This is a genomic window from Marinobacter sp. M3C, from assembly GCF_023311895.1.
In the GTDB taxonomy this organism is placed as follows: domain Bacteria; phylum Pseudomonadota; class Gammaproteobacteria; order Pseudomonadales; family Oleiphilaceae; genus Marinobacter.
The window spans coordinates 1,999,129-2,017,119 of record NZ_CP092284.1 but is presented as its reverse complement, the minus strand read 5'-3'; the positions used below and the strand labels follow the sequence as shown (position 1 = coordinate 2,017,119).

Below are 17,991 nucleotides of genomic sequence, written 5' to 3'. Positions count from 1 at the left end.
GACCAGTGCGTAATTTAGGGCGGCAACTATATCCCCTGGGTTGGGTTGCGGTCAATGTTTGTTCTGTGAAACTGCAGGTGGGTCTCGAGTTTCTGCTAAAATGCGTCGCCTCTGCATTTTGCTTCTTTTATTTTAATGGCTAATAACTATGCTGATTTTAGGTATTGAAACGTCTTGTGACGAAACCGGCGTGGCACTCTACCACACCGAGCGTGGTTTGTTGGCCCATGCGTTGTTCAGTCAGGTAGCGATACACGCTGACTACGGCGGGGTGGTGCCCGAGCTGGCCTCCCGCGATCACGTTCGCAAGCTGTTGCCATTGATCGAGCAAATTTTGGCCGAGGCAGGGCTTGCACGTGCAGACATCGAAGGTATTGCCTACACCGCAGGTCCCGGCCTTGTGGGCGCGTTAATGGTGGGCGGCGCCGTGGCTCACGCTTTGGGTTTCAGTATGGGGATTCCAGTTTTGGGCGTGCACCATATGGAAGGGCATTTGTTGGCGCCAATGCTTGAGCAGAATCCACCGGCTTTTCCTTTCGTTGCGTTGTTAGTGTCTGGTGGCCACACCCAGCTGGTGCAGGTCAGCGGTATCGGCGAGTACATTCTTTTGGGTGAGTCGGTTGACGACGCCGCCGGAGAAGCGTTCGACAAAACCGCCAAAATGCTGGGACTGGATTACCCGGGTGGGCCCAGAGTCGCGGCATTGGCTGAAAAAGGGCAGGCCGGACGTTATCGCTTTCCGCGGCCGATGACAGACCGGCCGGGGCTTGATTTCAGCTTCAGCGGGTTAAAGACCTTTACTCTGAATACCGTTAATGCCGCGCGTGAAGCCGGTGATCTGGGCGATCAGACCCGTGCTGATATTGCCCTGGCCTTCGAATCTGCGGTGGTGGACACCCTGGCGATCAAATGTAAGCGCGCGTTAAAGCTCACCGGGTGCAAACGTCTGGTGATCGCCGGTGGCGTCAGCGCCAACACGCGGCTTCGGGCAGGGCTTGAGGCGATGACGGCGAAACTTGGCGCATCGGTGTTTTACGCGCGGCCGGAGTTCTGTACCGATAACGGCGCAATGATTGCTTACGCCGGCGCCCAGCGCTTGCGGGCAGGGCAGCAAGACGGTGATCGCATTGCGGCGGTGCCGCGCTGGCCGTTGGATACCTTGCCGCCCTTGACTCAGCGTTGCGATGACGGCCTGGCGGGTGCCTGATGGTTAGGGTTTAGAGTGCAGGCATTGCCAATAAGTTGAAGGCAGTGCTGGCTAGAAGCGGGTTTCGCGCCCTTGCGCCATTCGAATCAGGTTATTGCGGTGGCGAACTAACACCAGTAACGCCAGTAGGCTGAAGACGGGCAGAGTGTGGGGTTGAAACAGCGCGCTGAGCAAAGGCCCGCTGAGCACTGCTACCAAGGACGCCATCGCCGAGATGCGCCAGCGCCACATGACCAAAAGCCATATTGCGGCCATCAACAATGTGGTTGTGTATGCCAGTGCCAGGCCGGCACCGAGAACCGTAGCGACGCCTTTTCCGCCCTTGAAGCGATAGAACACCGGGATCATATGGCCGGTGACTGCGCACAGGGCCACTGCCGCCTGAACGGTTGTTGATAGCCCCCATTGTTGCGCCGCCCATACCGGCAGCCAGCCCTTGCCGGCATCCAGCATCAGCGTTAGCGCTGCTGGCGCCCAGCCACCGCTGCGAAATACGTTGGTGGTGCCCGGATTGGTAGAGCCCTGAGCGCGCGGATCAGGCAGTTGCCAGGCACGGCTGATGGGTATGGCGAACAGCACCGAGCCGCCAACATATGCAGCGGCACACAGCATTACCGTTAAAACGGGGGCGCTGGCAAATGTCATAGTGATGTGTCCTGGCTGGCGCAGACGACTTGAACCAAAATGTGCGAAAATAGCTAAATTTGTCGAGTCTGATAACTAACCTTAGCTGCGCTGTCGGGCCGATTCAATCCGAAAAAAGTGCAGCATCATCTGGAGTGTCTGTGGCAGATCGTGTGTTTATTGAGGGCCTGGAGGTCGAAACCGTTGTAGGAGTATACGACTGGGAGCGGGACATTACCCAGCGCCTGGTGGTAGATCTGGACATGGACTGGGACAACCGCGTGCCTGGCGCGTCTGATGACGTCAAGGACGCGCTGGACTACGCGGCGGTTAGCGACTGCGTTATTCGCTGTCTGCAGGCGTTGCAACCGAAGTTGCTGGAGCACGCCGCAGAGGTACTAGCGGCCGAGTTGCAACGGACGTTTGGTATCGAGTTTTTGCGGCTGAGCATTCGCAAGCCCGGCGCCGTACCGGCAGCCTCTGCGGTAGGCGTCAGCATCGAGCGTGGGCGCCGCCTGTGAGCACTCCGGTGCTGTTGGGTATCGGTAGCAACCAAAATCGCGAAGCCTGTTTGCAGGCCGCGTTAGATGCCTTGGCCGACTGGTTTGGTGAGCTGGCTTTGTCGCCGGTGTATGAAAGCCCGGCGGTGGGTTTTGACGGTTCCCCGTTTTTGAATATGGTTGCGGGATTCAATACCGCCATGCCGCTGGCCGAGTTGTCGCGCCGCTTTAAGAAGTTAGAGGCCGACCATGGCCGGGTTCGGGGCAGCGCCCGCTTCGCCGCGCGAACGCTGGATATCGACATTCTGACTTACGGTGAAAAGGTTGGCGTGTTTTGCGGTGTGGAATTACCACGTGCCGAAATATTGGTGAACGCGTTTGTGCTTAAGCCTTTAGCGGATGTGGCCGGGTCGCGTTTGCACCCCCAGTGCGGACAAAGCTATCAGGATTTATGGCAGTTACACCGCGCTGGCCCACCTTTGCATAAGGTCAACTTCAGCTGGCGCGGCGGTATAATTTCAAGCGCCGTTGGCGGCGCGGAAACGAGCGATCAAGGCATCGGTTGAGCTGTCGCTGTTACCCGCGTTTGCCGGTGCCGGCTGGCCCATCAGGCGCGGCAGAATGTTTTTTCCCAGCTGCTTGCCCAGCTCTACCCCCCACTGATCGAACGAGTCCAGATCCCAGATAACACCCTGTACAAAGGTACGATGTTCGTACAAAGCGATCATCGCGCCCAGTGTATAAGGCGTAAGCTGCTGCATCACCAGAGTGTTGCTGGGTTGGTTTCCAGGTACCACTTTGTGCGAGGCCAGGCGGTTGACGTCTTGCGCTGACAGGCCTTCGGCAATCAATTCGCGCCGGGCTTGTTCCAGAGTTTTTCCGGCCATCATGGCCTGGGACTGGCTCAGGCAGTTGGCGAACAGATCGGCGTGATGATTCGCAATGGGGTTGTGGCTGACCAGCGGAATAATGAAGTCTGCCGGAATCAGCCGGGTACCCTGGTGAATCAGCTGGTGGTAGGCGTGCTGTCCGTTGGCGCCGAGCCCGCCCCAGATGATCGGGCCGGTATGGTAGGTGACCGCAACGCCCGCGCGAGTCACGCGTTTGCCGTTGCTTTCCATATCCAACTGCTGAAGGTGATCTGGCAGGCTGCGTAAATATTGGTCATAGGGCAAAATGGCGTGGCTGCAGGCGCCCCAGAGATTGCTGTACCAGATACCCAGCATGGCCATCACCACAGGCATATTCTGCGCTAATGGCGCTTGCATGAAGTGTTCGTCCATGGTTTGGGCACCCGCCAGCAATTGGCGAAAATTGTCCATGCCTATGCTCAGGGCAACCGGTAAACCAATGGCCGACCAGAGCGAATAGCGCCCGCCAACCCAGTCCCACATCGGGAACAGGCTGTCTGCGTCGATACCGAAGGCTTGAGCGGCGTCGACGTTAGCAGATACTGCCGCAAAGTGGCACGCAACGGCGTCTGTTTGCGGGCAATGCTGAACCAGCCAGTCGCGGGCTACTTTGGCATTCTCCAGGGTTTCGGGGGTTTTGAAGGATTTTGACTGCACCAGAAACAGCGTGGTGTGCGGGCTTACCTGGCGCAAAATCTCGCAGATTTCAGTGCCGTCGATATTGGCTGCGTAGTGGCACCGCATCCCGCCGTGGTGATAAGGCGTTAGCGCCTCTGTCGCCAACTTTGGTCCCAGAAAAGAGCCACCAATGCCAATGCTGACCACGTCGGTAAAACGCTCGCCCGTGCAACCGCGGCGTTCACCGCCGGTAACAGCGTTAACAAACTGCTGCATTTGTTCCAGCGTGGCGTGAACTTCCTCCATCACGTTCTTGCCGTTCACTTGAATAGTCTGATCTGCACTTGCTCGCAGGGCGGTATGAAGCGCGGGCCTATTTTCAGTGTTGTTCACCGGCTCGCCGGCAAACAGCGCCTGGCGGCGGGCGGCCAGTTGGCACTCTTCGGCCAGGGCCATCAGATCGGCGAGGACGCCATCATCAAGCCGGTTTTTGGAGAAATCCAGGGTCAGGCCAGCCGCTTCAAGCAAATAGCGTGATGCCCGCTGGCTGTCCTCGGCGAACAGCTGTGCCATAGGCTTCGTGGTTAGCCGCTGTTGATGGTGCAACAGTGCTTGCCAGGCTTTTGTGGCGGCTGGTGTTGATGCATGGCCTTGCATGATGGCGTCCTTCGCAAAATGGCCGGCGCTTGGGTCGCCGGGCACAGAGTCTTCCGTAACAGGGCGGAGCCGGTCAGCGGACCAGTGAAATATTGTCAATGAGCCGGGTAGTGCCCAGAAACACTGCGGCCAGAATGGCGAGCTCGCGATCATCGACGGTTGCTGGCTTCAGGGTCTGGCTGTTAACAATATTAACGTAGTCGGGTCGTAAACCCGCATTCAGCAGTTCTGTTTTCGCGTGTTCAGACAGGCGTGCAAAGTGGGTGTCACCCGTTTGCAGGTCTTTCGCAATGGTCTGAAGAATCTTGTGTAGAGCCGGCGCAAGTGCCCGGTCTTCAATGCTGAGATAGCCATTGCGGGAACTTTTTGCCAGGCCATCGCCGTCGCGCACGATGGCGCCGCCAATAATTTCGACCGGCAGCATCAGGTCGCGCACCAGCTTGCGAATAATCGTTAACTGCTGCAGGTCTTTTTCGCCAAACAGAGCAAAATCCGGTTGCACCATATTTAGCAGCATAGTGACAACGGTGGCCACGCCGTCAAAGTGGCCAGGCCGGCTGGCACCGCAGTGGCCGTCGCTGACATCAGGCACCACCACTTTGGTCTGATGAGCCAGGCCCGCCGGATAAATGTCCGCAGCGGAAGGCGTAAACAGCAATGTGTTACCGGCTTCCATCAGCAGGTTCTGGTCTTCCATCAGGGTACGAGGGTAACTGTCGAGATCCTCGCTGGCACTAAACTGCATGGGGTTCACAAAGATGCTGGTTATCACGATGTCTGCGGCTTCTGCGGCTTTGCGAACCAGCGACAGGTGGCCTTCGTGCAAGTTGCCCATGGTGGGCACCAGCGCGATGGTTTTGCCCTGCTGACGCCAGCCGCGAACCATAGCGCGCAGCTCTTTAATGGTGTTGACAGTTCTCATGCTTTGAACGTGTGCTCTTCGGCGGGGAATGTGCGCTCGCTAACGGCTTTGGCGTAGGCTGCCAGGGCTTTGGCAACGGAGCCGTTTTCAACCAGAAAGTCTTTCACAAAGCGCGGTTTGCGGCCAGGGGTCATGCCCAGCATGTCGTGTACCACCAGCACCTGGCCGTCGGTGTCGGCGCCTGCGCCAATACCGATCACCGGTGCCTTGACGGCTTTTGCAATGCGTGCAGCCAGGGCGGCGGGCACGCATTCCAACAGAATAACATCGGCGCCGGCGGCTTCCAGTTCGCAGGCGTGTTCAACCATGAGGTCTGCGGCCTTTTCATCTCGCCCTTGCACTTTATAGCCGCCGAACTTGTTGACGAACTGTGGTGTCAGGCCAAGGTGTGCGCATACTGGAACACCGCGTTCGCTGAGCGCCTGAATGGTATCGCGCATCCAGTCAGTGCCTTCCAGTTTGACCATGTGGGCGCCGGCACGCATCAGCTCTGCCGCGTTTTCCAGTGCGGCTTCGGTGGTGCCGTAGCTCATGAATGGCATGTCGGCCATCACCAGCGAGCCGCGATTGCCTTTGGCGACGCAGCTGACGTGGTACACCATTTGATCCATGGTGACGGGCAATGTGCTGTCGTTGCCTTGCAGTACCATGCCGAGCGAGTCGCCAATCAGAATGACGTCTACGCCGGCTTCGCTGACCAGTTGGGCAAAGGTGGCATCGTAGGAGGTCAGCGCGGAAAATGCTTCGCCGCGCTGTTTGTATTCCCGCAGTGTGTTGATGGTAACGGCCATAAATTCCTCGCCTTTGCGATAGTTGGTCTAAATACCGGCTATGCCGGATCTCCACAATTGAATCTGCTGCTGAAACAGTATCGTTCCAACCCTAACACTAGCAAATTTCGGGTGGTTAGGAGTGCCCGTTTGTAGCGACTGGGGGCAGTTTACGTATTTGGTTGTCAGGGCACTGCTGGCGCAGCAAGGCTACTGGGGTGCCGTCGGGCAGGGTCAGCTTCGCGTTTAAGTCCAGCAGGGGTTGCAGGGCAAAGTCTCGTTGCGACAATTGTGCGTGGGGTACCGTCAGACGGTCATCGTTTAGCGTTTGCTGGCCGAACAGCAAGACGTCAAGGTCCAGCGTGCGTGGCCCCCAGTGCTGCAAGCGCTCGCGGCCGTGGGCCTGTTCAATATTCTGCAAATGGTCTAGCAAAACGTGAGGCGCCAGGCCGGTATTCAGCCATGCTGCACCGTTAACATAATCTGGCTGGTCCTGAGGGCCCACCGGTTTGCTGGCATAAAATGGGGATTGCGCAACCAGCGTGGTATTTGGCAAGGCTGCCAGTTCTGCAATGGCGCAACCCAGCTGCGCAGCTGGGTCTGCCAGGTTGCTACCCAGGCCAACAAATACGTCGGTCATCATGAATCCTGAGTTGGCCGCTTAACCGGTTTACGCCGACGCTTGCGAGGTTTGACTTCACCGCTGTCAAGATCTGTAATCATGCGCTCCTGGGCGCGTTCGTCCAGGCGCTGAAACTGTGTCCACCATTGGCCAAGACCGGGTTCAAGCTCGCCGGCGCTCTCACGCACCAATAAAAAATCATAGGCTGCGCGAAAGCGAGGGTGCCCAAGGGTAATCAGAGCACGTTTTCCCTGGCGCCGAGGCAGGCGTATCTGCAGTTCCCAGATTTCCTTCATGGGCCCGGAGAATCGCTTGGGGATAGACGTTGCCTGTACCTGGCGGCCAATCACCTTGGAGATCGCACCGTGCAGAGCCGGTTGTACCGGATCGCCATTGTCTTGGCGTCGGCGCCATTCGGCTTGCAGCGCAGGCCACAACATGGCGGCGAACAGGAAATACGGGGTAACGGATTTGCCTTGCGCTATGCGTGCGTCGGTGTTGCGCAGGGCTTGGCGAATTAATTCGTCGGGCTCGCCGGCTGCTAGCGCGCTGGCGGTGTCGGGAAATAGCGGTGCCAGCAAGTCGTAGTGGCGCAGTTTGTCAAAGGTTGCTTCGCCATAACCGGCGGAAAACAGCTTTAGCACCTCGTCAAACAGCCGCGCCGCGGGAATGTGAGTGAGTAGTGGTGCTAGCTCGGGAATGGGGGCCTCGGTGGCCGGCTCGATGGCAAAATCGAGTTTGGCGGCGAAGCGAATGGCACGCAGCATGCGTACAGGGTCTTCCCGGTAACGGGTTTCCGGGTCACCAATCAACCGCATCTGACGGTTGTTCAGGTCATCAATGCCGTTAGCGAAGTCAATCACGCTGAAATCGCGGATGCAGTAGTAAAGGGCATTGATAGTGAAATCCCGGCGCAGCGCATCTTCTTCGAGATTGCCGTAGACGTTGTCGCGCAGCAGCTGCCCGTGTTCGCTGGTTTTGCGATCGTCATCGTCGTCGTCGGCGGGGTTGGCATTGCCGCGGAAGGTTGTTACTTCAATGACTTCACGGCCGAAGACCACGTGCACAATGCGAAACCGGCGCCCTATCAGGCGCGAGTTGCGAAACAGTTCGTGCACTTCTTCCGGCGTTGCATCGGTCGCAATGTCGAAATCTTTGGGTTGGCCACTGAGCAGTATGTCGCGCACGCCACCACCTACAAGGTAGGCTTCATAGCCAGCTTTGTTGAGGCGATGCAAAACTTTTTTGGCGGGCTCACTGATGGCCGTGCGGGAAACACTGTGCTGGTCCCGTGAAATATCCCTTCGCTGATAGCCGAGAGGTTTTTTCCGGGAGCTGCCGGGTATGAACGAGCGCAGTTTGTCGACGAGTCTTTTAGGCATTGAAATCCGTTGCGGCCATAGCGGCGATGAGCAAAAACCATGAGTTTAACGGTTTGCGCCGCTTTTGCACATGTTTGCTGCGGATTGCTATGGTTTGCCTGTACCCAGGCATTCACCTGGGCCCATAAATTAAAGGGCGGATCCGCTTACACGAACCCGCCCACTAAAAATCTGACGATCTAAATTATTTTTATTATTGCCGGGATTTTTCTTACTTTTTGTGTCCCACCGTAAGCCCCAATATCAGGGTATTTCAAACAAACAGAAAGCTTTGAATACTTAGAGCGATCAAAAGCATTGTTCAAGCCTTGCGTATTGGCAGCGCCGCCTTGTTGACGATTCTTATCTGCCTCAACAACCTTCACAAGCTAAGGGACCGCTAAAAAGCCAGGCATCCAAAACACTCGATTCGCTCGCGCTCTATTTTTATTTTTGTTACTGAGCGCTTCTCGCAGCTATTTTTTTATTCTTGTTGGCACGCTGCGCTGTCACATCTTGTTTTTGTTGTTGTGCCCTAGATACATAGCAGTCACCGTGCCAGTTTTATAAAAGTTATCATAAACAATCGCTTGGCGTTTTCGTGAAGGTAGGTGTTACCCCGTATTTGGGGAAAGTGTTACCGGCAGGTCATAAATGGCGGGGAAAGTGTTACCAAGGGAAACAGTTGGTAACACAAGTAAGAGCAGTCGGCAGCGACTAATGCGAGTTGCCGGACGTTTTTTTGCGCGGGATGCCAAGGCGCTGGCGCCTTTCCCATAAAGACTTACGACTGATACCCAGCTTTTGGGCCAATTCGGTTTCACTCATTCGGTCCTGATTCTCCAGTACGAAGTGCTGAAAGTAGTCTTCCAGCGATAAATCGCCCTGGATGTCTGCACCTTGGGCTTGCTCGTTATCACCAGCCACCAGGGTTTCAGGGATGTACTCACTGTCGCCGTCGCCGTTCAGATCCAGCAGTGCGGGGGTAATCAGTTCCGAGTCACATAAAATAGTGGCCCGTTCAATGGCATTTTCCAGTTCCCTCACGTTTCCCGGCCAGCGATGCCGCTCTATAGTGCGCACGGCGTCAGCGCTGAACTGCAAATCGGGTTTGCCCATTTTGGCACCTTGGCGCTTTAAAAAGCGCCGCGCCAGTATCAGAATATCTCCCTGGCGATCGCGCAGAGGGGGGATGCGCACCTGCATTACGTTCAGGCGATAGAACAAATCCTCACGGAATTCGCCGGTGCGGGTCATCGCTTTCAAATTGCGGTGGGTGGCTGCCAGCATGCGCACGCTTACTTTGATGCTTTGGGTAGACCCCACCTTACGGATTTCACCTTCTTGCAGAACCCGCAGTAGTCGGGCCTGAGCTTCGGCAGGCAATTCGCCTATTTCGTCCAGAAACAGACTGCCGCCGTTGGCTGCCTCAATCAGCCCGGTACGGGCGCTGACTGCACCGGTGAACGCGCCTTTTTCGTGGCCGAACAGTTCTGATTCAATCAGGCTTTCGGGAATGGCGGCGCAGTTAACGGAAATCAGTGGGGCCGTCGCCCGTGGGCTCAGCAAGTGCAGGGCGCGGGCCGCCAGTTCTTTGCCGGTGCCGGACTCGCCCTGGATAAGCACCGTGGTTTCAGTGGGAGCCACTTTACGAATCAGAGTGAACACCCGCTGCATCGGTTCGCACTGACCAAACATGATGCTGGCCGGGTCTGAGTCGGTTGCTTGAGGTGTTGTTCTAGCAGTCACGGCGCTGCTGTCATCAGCTGCCTTGATCGTGGACTTGCGCGCCAGAATGGCGGCTACCGACGCCAGCATTTCGTCGTGATCAAACGGCTTGGCGATGTACTCCACGGCACCCAGCTTCATCGAATCAACGGCGGAGCGCAGGCTGGCGTAACTGGTCATAATTAGCACCGGCGTTGCCGGCGCGCGCCGGATCATTTCGGTGCCCGGAGCCCCGGGTAATCGCAGATCGGATATGATCAGATCGAAACTGCCCAAGTCATGTTGTTCGGCTTCCTCCACCGAGCCTGCGTCGGTGACGTCGTAGCCGGCGTGGGTCAGCATCTTGCGGACTGCGGAGCGAATGATGTCTTCATCTTCAACAATCAGGATACGCGGCATATCTGTGCTAGGACCTTTGATTCTGGCTGTAGGCAGCGGGTGTGTCTTCGGGCTCGTATGCAGGCAGCTTCAGACGAATGCAGGTGCCCGGGTTGCGGCTGTCTGCGGCGTTGAGCTGCGCCGGACCCTTCGCCGGACTCTCCGCCTGAATGTTGCCATAGTGCTCTTCAACAATGCTGTAAACCAGTGCAAGACCAAGACCTGTACCTTTATTGGTGGGTTTGGTGGTGTAAAACGGCTCGAAAATGTGATCAAGCTTGTCGGCGGCGATACCGCTTCCTTGATCGATGATTTCGATGATAGCTGAGTAGCCGTCAGCCTTACCAGTCACCCATACTTCGCCGCCATCTGGCGAGGCGTCACGGGCGTTGGTCAACAGGTTGACAAACACCTGCACCAGCCGCTGCTCATCCCCCAGAATGAGCAGCTCCGGCGGACACGCGTTGAGGTACGAAATGCCCAAGCCTTTGTCGCTCAACGACAATAAATTAATGGACTCCTGCACGCAGCGGCGTATTTGTACCGGTTCGTAACGGTTGGCGGGGGCGTGATTGCCGGTGCGGGCGAAATTCATCAACGACTGCAAAATATTTGAGATGCGCCGGGTTTGCTGCTGAATCTGGTCGGCGGTGTCGAGAACGTCCGGGTTATCGGTTTCCAGTCGCAGATTCTGCGCCAGCGAAGAAATGCCGGTAACCGGGTTGCCGATCTCGTGGGCGACACCGGCAGCCAGCCGGCCCACTGAGGCTAGCCGTTCGCTGTGCATCAGTTCGTCTTCCAGCAAGCGAATCTCGGTTTGGTCTTCCACCATAATAATGCTGCCGCTTTCGGCATGGTCGGGTCCGCTGAGGGCGGCTTTGTGCAAGTTCAGCCAGTGTGGCCGGCCACGCAAGTCCAATCGGTGTTTGTAGCGGTGCACGTCTTCGCCCTGGTTAAAGTCGTTCAGAAGCTGGTGCCAGTGTGGCGGCAAGGTGGCCAGGCGCGCGCCAACCACTTCGTCGGCACTGATGCCGGTCAGGCGTTCCATGGTTTGGTTCCACATCAGGATTTCGCCGTCTTCACCCACTGAACAGGCAGGTATGGGCAGGTTTAACAGGGTCTGACGATAATGCCGGCGCAGGTTGTCTAGCTCACCGGCTAACCCGGTGAGCCGGTTCTGATAGTCGCCCAAGGCGCCTTCCACATAGCGAATATCCTGGGCTGCGCGCTGCATGGGTTTGAACCCCAAATGGCGCTTGACCATATCACGGGCGATTTCCGGCCCCATCAGGCCCGACAGATTGGCTTCCACCTGGTCTCGCAGGCGCCTTAGCTGATAAGGACGGTACTCAACTTCGGGTAGTGTCAGTTGTAACAGTGCGCGTTCCACCTCGCGCTGGGCGCCATCTTGTCCCAGAGGTTCGCTGAGCTGGCGTACAAAGTCTGCAGACGATGTGGCCAGCAATTCGCGCCGCTGCGGCCGCGACAAGGCTCCGAGCGAACAGGCCTGAGCGGCGCTGCGTTCTTCACTGTTGCTGGAACTAAGCACAGACACCGCTACGAACATCGCGACGTTGGCGCCCAGGCTGAGGAACATAAACAGGTGCCAGTTACCGGCGTTTGGCACTATCGGGCTGTCCAGCCACAACAGCAGGTTTGCAGCGCCGGAAAAGGGGAGTATCAGGGTGGTCACCCAGATTGCGAGCCCGGTCAGCAGGCCGGCGATCAGGCCGCGGCGATTGCCTTCGGGCCAGAAGATGACTCCCAGGGCGCCGGGTAACAGTTGCAGGGTACCGGTCAGAGAGATTGCACCAAGAATCGACAGCTGCAGATTTTTACCCAGGGTTTCATGAAACATCAGAGCCAGAAACAGGATCAGAGCAATCAGCAGCCGCTTGACCCATTGCAGCCAGCGGTAGATGTCGGCCTGATCTTTGGGCGTTTTCAACGGCAGTACAATGTGGTTCAGGGCCATGCCCGCAAGCGCCAGGGTGCTTACAATCATTAAACCACTGGCGGCAGAGAGGCCTGCAATGTACATCATCAGTGTTAACGCGGGGCTGCCCAAGGCCTGGCCAATACCAATGCTGTAGTAATTGGCCGCGGTGGTTACCCCAAGCTCCTGGCCGCCCCAAAGAATCAGCGGTATCGGCAGGCCCAGTAGCAACAAGTACAAGGGAAGGCCCCAACTGGCTTTGGCCAGCGACGCCGGAGACGGATTCTCGCTAAAAATCATGTGGTACATGTGTGGCAGTACCAGTACCGACGCGAAAGACGTCAGCATAACCGCCCGCCAATTGGCGTCGTCGATAGTCATAGCCATGTCAACGACGGGTGCTTCGTTTTGATCCAGCCAGAGCTGAAGGGTATCGGGGCCGCCGAACACACCAAACAGAACGATGCCGCCTAATAGAAGTAGGGCTAACAGCTTAACCAGTGAGTCAAAGGCGATGGCAACCACTAGCCCGCGGTGGTTGCTGGTGTGGGCGTTGCGGCGGGTGCCAAACAAAATGGCGAATAGCACCACGGTTACGCTGAACAGAGCGCTAATTACGTTAGGCGACACATCGGGGGCAAGAATGCTGGCAGAGCTGGTGACGGCCTGAATTTGCATGCTCAACAGAGCCAGAATGGCTGCGCCAGAACACAGTGTGACCAAAGTGCCCGCCCACTGACTGCGGTAACGATAGGCAAAAAGGTCAGCCAACGAGGTTAACTGATACGCCCGCCCGATACGCATGTAAGGATTCAGCAACACCGGCGCCAACAAAAACGCACCGCTGATTCCCACATAGTAGGCCAGAAAGCCATAACCGGTTTCCGCCGCCGCACCCACCGATGCATACACCGACCAAATGCCGGCGTACACGCCCAGGCTAAGCACGTAAATGAGCGGGTGGCGCACCAGCTTGCGTGGCAGCAAGCCACTCTCTGATACCCAGGCAATGCCGAACAGCAGGCTCAGATACGCAACGCTGACCAGCAGCAGGCCGGCAGCACTAAAATTCATTGGGATCACGCCGCCATTCCAACCATATGCCAATGACAATCAATCCGGCCCAGATCAGATACGGGCTGTACCAGGCATTGCCGGACGACATCCACCAGTCGAGAATATTGGGAGAGAAGACGTAAATCGCCAGGACCAGCAAAAAAACCAGACGATAAATGTACATCTAGAGTAACCGTGCCGCAGTGGATTCATGGCTTTATAACATGATCGCGGCGTTGCTGTCAGAAATGGCGGGCTACCAGTGCTGGGCGGTGGGCACAGGAATCGCGCTGCGCTGCCAATGGGCATGGGCCCAGGCAAGAACGGTGGCGGGTGGTTGCTGGGCCAGCTGCGCTGGCGGTTTTTGGCCTAAAGCGTTCAGCGCGGCCAGTAGATTTGCGCTGGCATTGGCGTCGTCCAGCGCCGGGGCGTGGTTCTGTTTGCTCAGCTTCTGGCCTTGCTGGTTACGTATCACAGGAATGTGCAAAAACTGCGGCACGACGGCACCCAGCGCCTGAAACATCTGATGCTGAGCTGCGGTCATGGTGCGCAGGTCTGAACCGCGCACTACGTGGCTGATGGCTTGATCGATATCATCGACCACTACTGCCAATTGATAAGCGTAGAAGCCTTCTTTACGCAGTATCACCGGGTCATCTGTTTCTGCCTTCAGGCTCTGTTGCTGTTCACCCAGCAGCTGGTCAGTCCAGCGGAAGCGTTGGCTGCGCAAAGCAAAGCGCAGGGCGAAGTCGCCGGGCGGCCAAGGGTGTTCGTTGGGTACGCTTGGGTTGAAGGAATGGTTACGGCAATGGTTGGGGTGTTGACCCTGGTTCGCCTTCAGCTGTTTGCGAGAGCAGCGGCAAAAATAGGCGTACCCGGTTTTCATCAGGGTTTCAGCAACGGCGCGGTAAGCGCTATGGCGTTGGGATTGGTAGCGCACAGGTTCATCGCCAATCAGGCCGTGGGCGCTCAGGCTGTGGAGTATTCGGGGTGTCGCATCTACCGGTTGGCGTAATGGGTCCAGATCTTCAATGCGCACCAGCCATTGGCCCTGGTGGTGCTTTGCCTCCAGATAGCTGGCCAACGCGCTCACCAGTGAGCCGAAGTGCAGAGGGCCGGTGGGCGACGGAGCAAAGCGGCCGCGGTAGGAAACGTTAGGCGTCATGGCAAATTACGCCGGTGCACTAGCAGTCGGCGCGGTTTTGACAGGTTGATAGACAGGTCAGATGCCGGTCTGGCGCTCGCGGATTTCCGCCAGGGTTTTGCAATCAATGCACAGTGTGGCCGTGGGCCGGGCTTCAAGCCGGCGGGCGCCTATTTCTACACCGCACTGGTCGCAGAAGCCGTAATCGTCTTTGTCGATGCGACCAACGGTTTTGTCGATCTTCTTGATCAGTTTGCGCTCGCGGTCACGGGTGCGCAGTTCCAGGCTGAACTCTTCCTCTTGGGTAGCTCTGTCGCTGGGGTCTGCGTAGTTGGCAGCATCTTCCTGCATGTGATGCATGGTGCGATCCACTTCTTCCATCAGCTCTTGCTTCCACTTCAGTAGCAGGCCTTTGAAGTGTTCAAGCATGTCCGCGCTCATGTATTCTTCACCCTTTTTCGTTTCGTAAGGAGTGAAGTTGGTGAAGTTTTCGCTTGAATTGGCTGTTTTATTGGTCATTGAAACCGGCCTCTTGTGAGTACTGCTACAAGAACGCTTTGCTTCCTTTCCCGTCAGCCCCCGTGGCTGTACGGTATAAAACCTGGATTATAAAGCATTCGCCCTGAAACGGGATTTGGCGGAAAATAGCAGATAAGTTGCGGAGGTGCCAGCTTTGCTGCAATACATACGACTAAGAGGTATGCATGAAGTTCGAACAACCGTTACTGGAGGGGCGGCTTATTCGCCGCTACAAACGCTTTTTGGCCGATGTGCGACTGGCCGATGGCAGCGAGGTGACCGCCCATTGCCCGAACACCGGCAGCATGCTGGGCTGTCAACCGGCGGATGGAAGGGTGTGGCTGAGCCGCAGCAATAACCCGGCGCGCAAACTGCCATATACCTGGGAGCTTGTTGAAACGGTTCCTGGCACCCTTGCCTGTATAAATACGGCAAGACCGAACTCCCAGGCCCGCGAGGCGATTGAAGCGGGCTGTATCAGTGAGCTGACTGGATATAGCCATTGCCGCCCGGAAGTAAAATATGGCGAAGAAAAAAGCCGGATTGATCTGTTACTTTCCGGGCATGACTCGAAGCCGAATGCTTGGGTAGAGGTGAAAAACGTAACGCTTGAGGAGAACGGCCAGGGCTTTTTTCCAGACGCCGTGACAATCCGTGGGCAAAAGCACTTGCGAGAGCTTACGGCTCAGGTTGCGCTGGGTGATCGTGCGGTGCTGTTTTTTGTGGTGAATCACACGGCTATCGAAACGGTGCGGCCGGCAGATCACATAGACCGGCATTACGGCCAGCTGCTGCGACAAGCCTGTGATGCAGGTGTAGAGATTATGGCCTACCGGGCAAACCTGGCCAACGATGATGGCAGCCCGTCCGGCGAGATGACTTTAACCGAACCGGTGCCGGTTATTCTTGAAGTCTGACGCCCGGTTCAGCTCTGCAGTCCAGCTTTACTTGCCTGCTTGTCACGTGCCTGTGCTGTATCGCATGCGTGTGCCGTTGTTCAGAGACATCAAAATCTCATTGGCTTGAAGCCGGTCAGGAAAGAAGCTGCCGGAAATCTTGGCACCCGCAATACTGGCGCCTTCCAGGTTTGAGTGACTGAAATCTATACCCCTCAGGTCCGCGCCTCGAAAATAGGCGTGGCTCATGTCTAGCCCTTTGGCATCCATGCCACGCAAGTCCAGCCCTCTGAAATCCCCATGAGAAAAACTGGGTAGGTCGCTCCGGACTGATTTTTTGGCATTGAAGGCGCTAATATCCTCCGTGCGAAGCGTTTCGTAGAGCGGGTCTTTAATATGATGCACGGCGTCGGTTTGCATGATGTTTCCTTGTAGCGTTCTGTTCCGGTTCTATAACGAGCATCGTTCATCCAATCCGTTTTGGCTCTGGTAGCTCCAGGAACTTACCTGGGGGGAAGGCCGAAATGCTGTCGAATTCGGTCTGCAACGGCTTCTGCCACATGTTCCTGATCGGTACGAAGATGGGCAGTATAGATTTTTTCTTCAGCTGTCAGGGGTTCAAACCAGTCTTTCTGGGCATCCAGCAATTCTTCTGTGGCTTCTGATGCGTCGCCTTTGCGCTTGCGTACCCATTCTTTTCGCAGCTCCTCTGGTGCTTCGCAGTGAATCAGCGCAAAGGGCACTCCCTGGTTTTCCGCAACAGCGGCAAACAGCGCGCGTTCCTGTTCTTTCAGACAGGCCGTGTCGGCTATAACCGGGAAGCCCGCAGCAAGCAGGTTACTGGCAAGTTTCGCCAAGCGGTCATAGGTTTTTGTGTTGGCGTCGGCGGAGTACAGGTTGCCCCTGGTAGGCGACTGACTGCCGTCCAGCGGCGCCAATCCATGTAGACGTTTACGTTCAACGTCCGATCGCAGCCGAATAAGGCCCAGTTCGCCCGCCAAAGCGGCGCTGACACGGGTTTTGCCGCTTGCGGATAAGCCAACTGTGGCAATAAAGTAGCGGTTTGGGATGCTGCTGTAATCTTCTGCAAGCTGAGCGTAGGCGTTATAACGCTGCATCAGCTCTTCTTTTTCACTGTCGCCCAAGGATGGATTGCCCATGGTGAACAGCGCAATCTTCGCTCGCACTACTGCCCGGTAAGCTTTGTAAAGCGGCAGCAGAGGCAGCGCATCAAAATCGTCGCGATATTCCAGGTAGGTGTTCAGCACCAAGTTGGCTTTGGCGGTTTCGCCCCGGGATTCCAGATCCATCAGCAAGAATGCCAGATCGTTAATAACATCAATCCAGCGGAACGGCTCGTTGAATTCGATGCAGTCAAACACCGTTACCTGATCGTTATATAGAGTGATGTTCGCCAGATGCAGATCGCCATGGCATTCACGCACCAGGCCTTGTTGGTGGCGTGCAGCAATCAGTGGCTGATGGCATTCGAATGTGGTGCGGGTCCAGATTTCCAAATTGTCCAGCTGTGCAAGTTGGCCGGCATCGCTCAGCAGCGGTCGAATCTGGTCGAAATTCTCCTGCATGGCGGCGTAGACCGCGTCGGGCGAACCCAGCGGGCTTGCGGGGTCAACCGGCGGCAGGCTGTGGTGAAACTCGGCTGCTTGTCGCGCCAGTGTTACCAGACGGCCCGGCTCCAGTTCGCCCCGTTCCTGCTGGCGATCGAACAAATCATCCTGGCGGAACTGGCGCATTTTCAGAACGTACTCAAAGGCTTCCCCGCTGCCACCCAGCACCGGATTCTGTGGCGTGCCGGTAATAGGGAGAACTTGCAGATACAAAGGCGCTGCCAGGCGCCGGTTCAGCCGCAGTTCTTCTTCGCAGAAATGCTTGCGCCGCGACAAGGTCGAAAAGTCGAGGAAACCAAAATCCATCGGCTTCTTGATTTTGTAGGCAAACTCACCGGTCAGAAGAACCTGGGAAATGTGAGTTTCGATAACCTGAAACTGGTGAACCGGATGGTCGTACAAAGCCGGGTTTTGTAAAGCTTGAACCAGTGTGTTCGGAGGCGAATCGCTCAAAGTGTTTTCCTCGTGTTGCTTGAACCCATTAATTGTCGATGTGACATCATAATGGCTAGAT

General features: G+C 56.6%; 18 protein-coding genes. 4 read left to right on the top strand and 14 right to left on the bottom strand.

All coding sequences use genetic code 11. The features are described 5' to 3' along the window. Window positions 1–148 precede the first annotated feature (148 nt). Window positions 149–1,207, top strand: coding sequence for a tRNA (adenosine(37)-N6)-threonylcarbamoyltransferase complex transferase subunit TsaD (tsaD, locus tag MIH18_RS09345; protein ID WP_249014378.1), 1,059 nt, complete (start codon window positions 149–151; stop codon window positions 1,205–1,207). 51 nt (window positions 1,208–1,258) lie between these two features. On the opposite strand, the gene plsY is transcribed toward tsaD, so the two are convergent. Further along, window positions 1,259–1,852 carry a glycerol-3-phosphate 1-O-acyltransferase PlsY gene (plsY, locus tag MIH18_RS09340; RefSeq protein ID WP_249014377.1) on the bottom strand — a complete coding sequence of 198 codons (594 nt, stop codon included), beginning with the start codon at window positions 1,850–1,852 and terminating at the stop codon, window positions 1,259–1,261. Between the two features lie 140 nt (window positions 1,853–1,992). On the opposite strand from plsY, the gene folB reads away from it, so the two are divergent. Then, on the top strand, window positions 1,993–2,352 hold the full coding sequence (folB, locus tag MIH18_RS09335) for a dihydroneopterin aldolase (protein WP_249007543.1): 360 nt from the start codon (window positions 1,993–1,995) through the stop codon (window positions 2,350–2,352). Continuing rightward, a complete protein-coding gene (gene folK / locus MIH18_RS09330) occupies window positions 2,349–2,897 on the top strand; it encodes a 2-amino-4-hydroxy-6-hydroxymethyldihydropteridine diphosphokinase (protein ID WP_249014376.1) in 549 nt (182 codons plus the stop codon). The genes folB and folK (MIH18_RS09330) overlap by 4 nt, the downstream gene beginning before the upstream one ends. On the opposite strand, the gene pgi is transcribed toward folK (MIH18_RS09330), so the two are convergent. The 11 genes from pgi to dksA form a co-directional block, all read right to left on the bottom strand. Further along, window positions 2,850–4,562 (bottom strand): glucose-6-phosphate isomerase, encoded by a 1,713-nt coding sequence (pgi, locus tag MIH18_RS09325; RefSeq protein WP_249014375.1) that lies wholly within the window; start codon window positions 4,560–4,562, stop codon window positions 2,850–2,852. The two genes, folK (MIH18_RS09330) and pgi, sit on opposite strands and share 48 nt — an antisense overlap. 28 nt (window positions 4,563–4,590) lie before the next feature. Further along, on the bottom strand, window positions 4,591–5,439 hold the full coding sequence (panC, locus tag MIH18_RS09320; protein WP_249007546.1) for a pantoate--beta-alanine ligase: 849 nt from the start codon (window positions 5,437–5,439) through the stop codon (window positions 4,591–4,593). After that, the gene (gene panB, locus MIH18_RS09315; RefSeq protein WP_249007547.1) at window positions 5,436–6,230 is read right to left on the bottom strand and encodes a 3-methyl-2-oxobutanoate hydroxymethyltransferase; all 795 of its coding nucleotides are present in this window, start codon (window positions 6,228–6,230) and stop codon (window positions 5,436–5,438) included. Before panB ends, panC begins: the two co-directional genes overlap by 4 nt. Window positions 6,231–6,345: 115 nt before the next feature. After that, the gene (folK, locus tag MIH18_RS09310) at window positions 6,346–6,852 is read right to left on the bottom strand and encodes a 2-amino-4-hydroxy-6-hydroxymethyldihydropteridine diphosphokinase (RefSeq protein WP_249007548.1); all 507 of its coding nucleotides are present in this window, start codon (window positions 6,850–6,852) and stop codon (window positions 6,346–6,348) included. Next, window positions 6,849–8,213, bottom strand: coding sequence for a polynucleotide adenylyltransferase PcnB (gene pcnB, locus MIH18_RS09305; protein ID WP_249014374.1), 1,365 nt, complete (start codon window positions 8,211–8,213; stop codon window positions 6,849–6,851). Before pcnB ends, folK (MIH18_RS09310) begins: the two co-directional genes overlap by 4 nt. A 179-nt stretch (window positions 8,214–8,392) precedes the next feature. Beyond that, on the bottom strand, window positions 8,393–8,578 hold the full coding sequence (locus MIH18_RS09300; protein ID WP_249007550.1) for a hypothetical protein: 186 nt from the start codon (window positions 8,576–8,578) through the stop codon (window positions 8,393–8,395). 331 nt (window positions 8,579–8,909) lie between these two features. Continuing rightward, the gene (locus MIH18_RS09295; RefSeq protein ID WP_249014373.1) at window positions 8,910–10,319 is read right to left on the bottom strand and encodes a sigma-54 dependent transcriptional regulator; all 1,410 of its coding nucleotides are present in this window, start codon (window positions 10,317–10,319) and stop codon (window positions 8,910–8,912) included. A 7-nt stretch (window positions 10,320–10,326) separates the two neighbouring features. Next, a complete protein-coding gene (locus tag MIH18_RS09290; protein ID WP_249007552.1) occupies window positions 10,327–13,308 on the bottom strand; it encodes an ATP-binding protein in 2,982 nt (993 codons plus the stop codon). Continuing rightward, window positions 13,298–13,474, bottom strand: coding sequence for a hypothetical protein (locus tag MIH18_RS09285; RefSeq protein WP_249007553.1), 177 nt, complete (start codon window positions 13,472–13,474; stop codon window positions 13,298–13,300). Before MIH18_RS09285 ends, MIH18_RS09290 begins: the two co-directional genes overlap by 11 nt. 72 nt (window positions 13,475–13,546) lie before the next feature. Further along, window positions 13,547–14,455: a tRNA glutamyl-Q(34) synthetase GluQRS gene (gluQRS, locus tag MIH18_RS09280; protein ID WP_249007554.1), complete on the bottom strand. Its 909-nt coding sequence runs from the start codon at window positions 14,453–14,455 to the stop codon at window positions 13,547–13,549. 57 nt (window positions 14,456–14,512) lie between these two features. Further along, window positions 14,513–14,953: an RNA polymerase-binding protein DksA gene (gene dksA / locus MIH18_RS09275; protein WP_249007555.1), complete on the bottom strand. Its 441-nt coding sequence runs from the start codon at window positions 14,951–14,953 to the stop codon at window positions 14,513–14,515. A 185-nt stretch (window positions 14,954–15,138) separates the two neighbouring features. Between dksA and sfsA the strand changes: the two genes are divergently transcribed. Next, on the top strand, window positions 15,139–15,870 hold the full coding sequence (gene sfsA, locus MIH18_RS09270) for a DNA/RNA nuclease SfsA (protein ID WP_249007556.1): 732 nt from the start codon (window positions 15,139–15,141) through the stop codon (window positions 15,868–15,870). A gap of 42 nt (window positions 15,871–15,912) precedes the next feature. On the opposite strand, the gene MIH18_RS09265 is transcribed toward sfsA, so the two are convergent. Together MIH18_RS09265 and MIH18_RS09260 are read right to left on the bottom strand one after the other, a co-directional pair. Next, the gene (locus tag MIH18_RS09265; RefSeq protein ID WP_249007557.1) at window positions 15,913–16,269 is read right to left on the bottom strand and encodes a pentapeptide repeat-containing protein; all 357 of its coding nucleotides are present in this window, start codon (window positions 16,267–16,269) and stop codon (window positions 15,913–15,915) included. A gap of 83 nt (window positions 16,270–16,352) precedes the next feature. Further along, complete coding sequence (locus MIH18_RS09260) at window positions 16,353–17,930, bottom strand: bifunctional aminoglycoside phosphotransferase/ATP-binding protein (protein ID WP_249014372.1); 1,578 nt, start codon at window positions 17,928–17,930, stop codon at window positions 16,353–16,355. Window positions 17,931–17,991 lie beyond the last annotated feature (61 nt).

Coding starts and splice junctions, on each gene's coding strand:
- tsaD (WP_249014378.1), top strand. CDS start 149: ATGCTGATTTTAGGTATTGAAACGTCTTGTGACGAAACCGGCGTGGCA.
- plsY (WP_249014377.1), bottom strand. CDS start 1,852: ATGACATTTGCCAGCGCCCCCGTTTTAACGGTAATGCTGTGTGCCGCT.
- panC (WP_249007546.1), bottom strand. CDS start 5,439: ATGAGAACTGTCAACACCATTAAAGAGCTGCGCGCTATGGTTCGCGGC.
- panB (WP_249007547.1), bottom strand. CDS start 6,230: ATGGCCGTTACCATCAACACACTGCGGGAATACAAACAGCGCGGCGAA.
- folK (WP_249007548.1), bottom strand. CDS start 6,852: ATGATGACCGACGTATTTGTTGGCCTGGGTAGCAACCTGGCAGACCCA.
- pcnB (WP_249014374.1), bottom strand. CDS start 8,213: ATGCCTAAAAGACTCGTCGACAAACTGCGCTCGTTCATACCCGGCAGC.
- MIH18_RS09295 (WP_249014373.1), bottom strand. CDS start 10,319: ATGCCGCGTATCCTGATTGTTGAAGATGAAGACATCATTCGCTCCGCA.
- MIH18_RS09290 (WP_249007552.1), bottom strand. CDS start 13,308: ATGAATTTTAGTGCTGCCGGCCTGCTGCTGGTCAGCGTTGCGTATCTG.
- MIH18_RS09285 (WP_249007553.1), bottom strand. CDS start 13,474: ATGTACATTTATCGTCTGGTTTTTTTGCTGGTCCTGGCGATTTACGTC.
- gluQRS (WP_249007554.1), bottom strand. CDS start 14,455: ATGACGCCTAACGTTTCCTACCGCGGCCGCTTTGCTCCGTCGCCCACC.
- dksA (WP_249007555.1), bottom strand. CDS start 14,953: ATGACCAATAAAACAGCCAATTCAAGCGAAAACTTCACCAACTTCACT.
- sfsA (WP_249007556.1), top strand. CDS start 15,139: ATGAAGTTCGAACAACCGTTACTGGAGGGGCGGCTTATTCGCCGCTAC.
- MIH18_RS09265 (WP_249007557.1), bottom strand. CDS start 16,269: ATGCAAACCGACGCCGTGCATCATATTAAAGACCCGCTCTACGAAACG.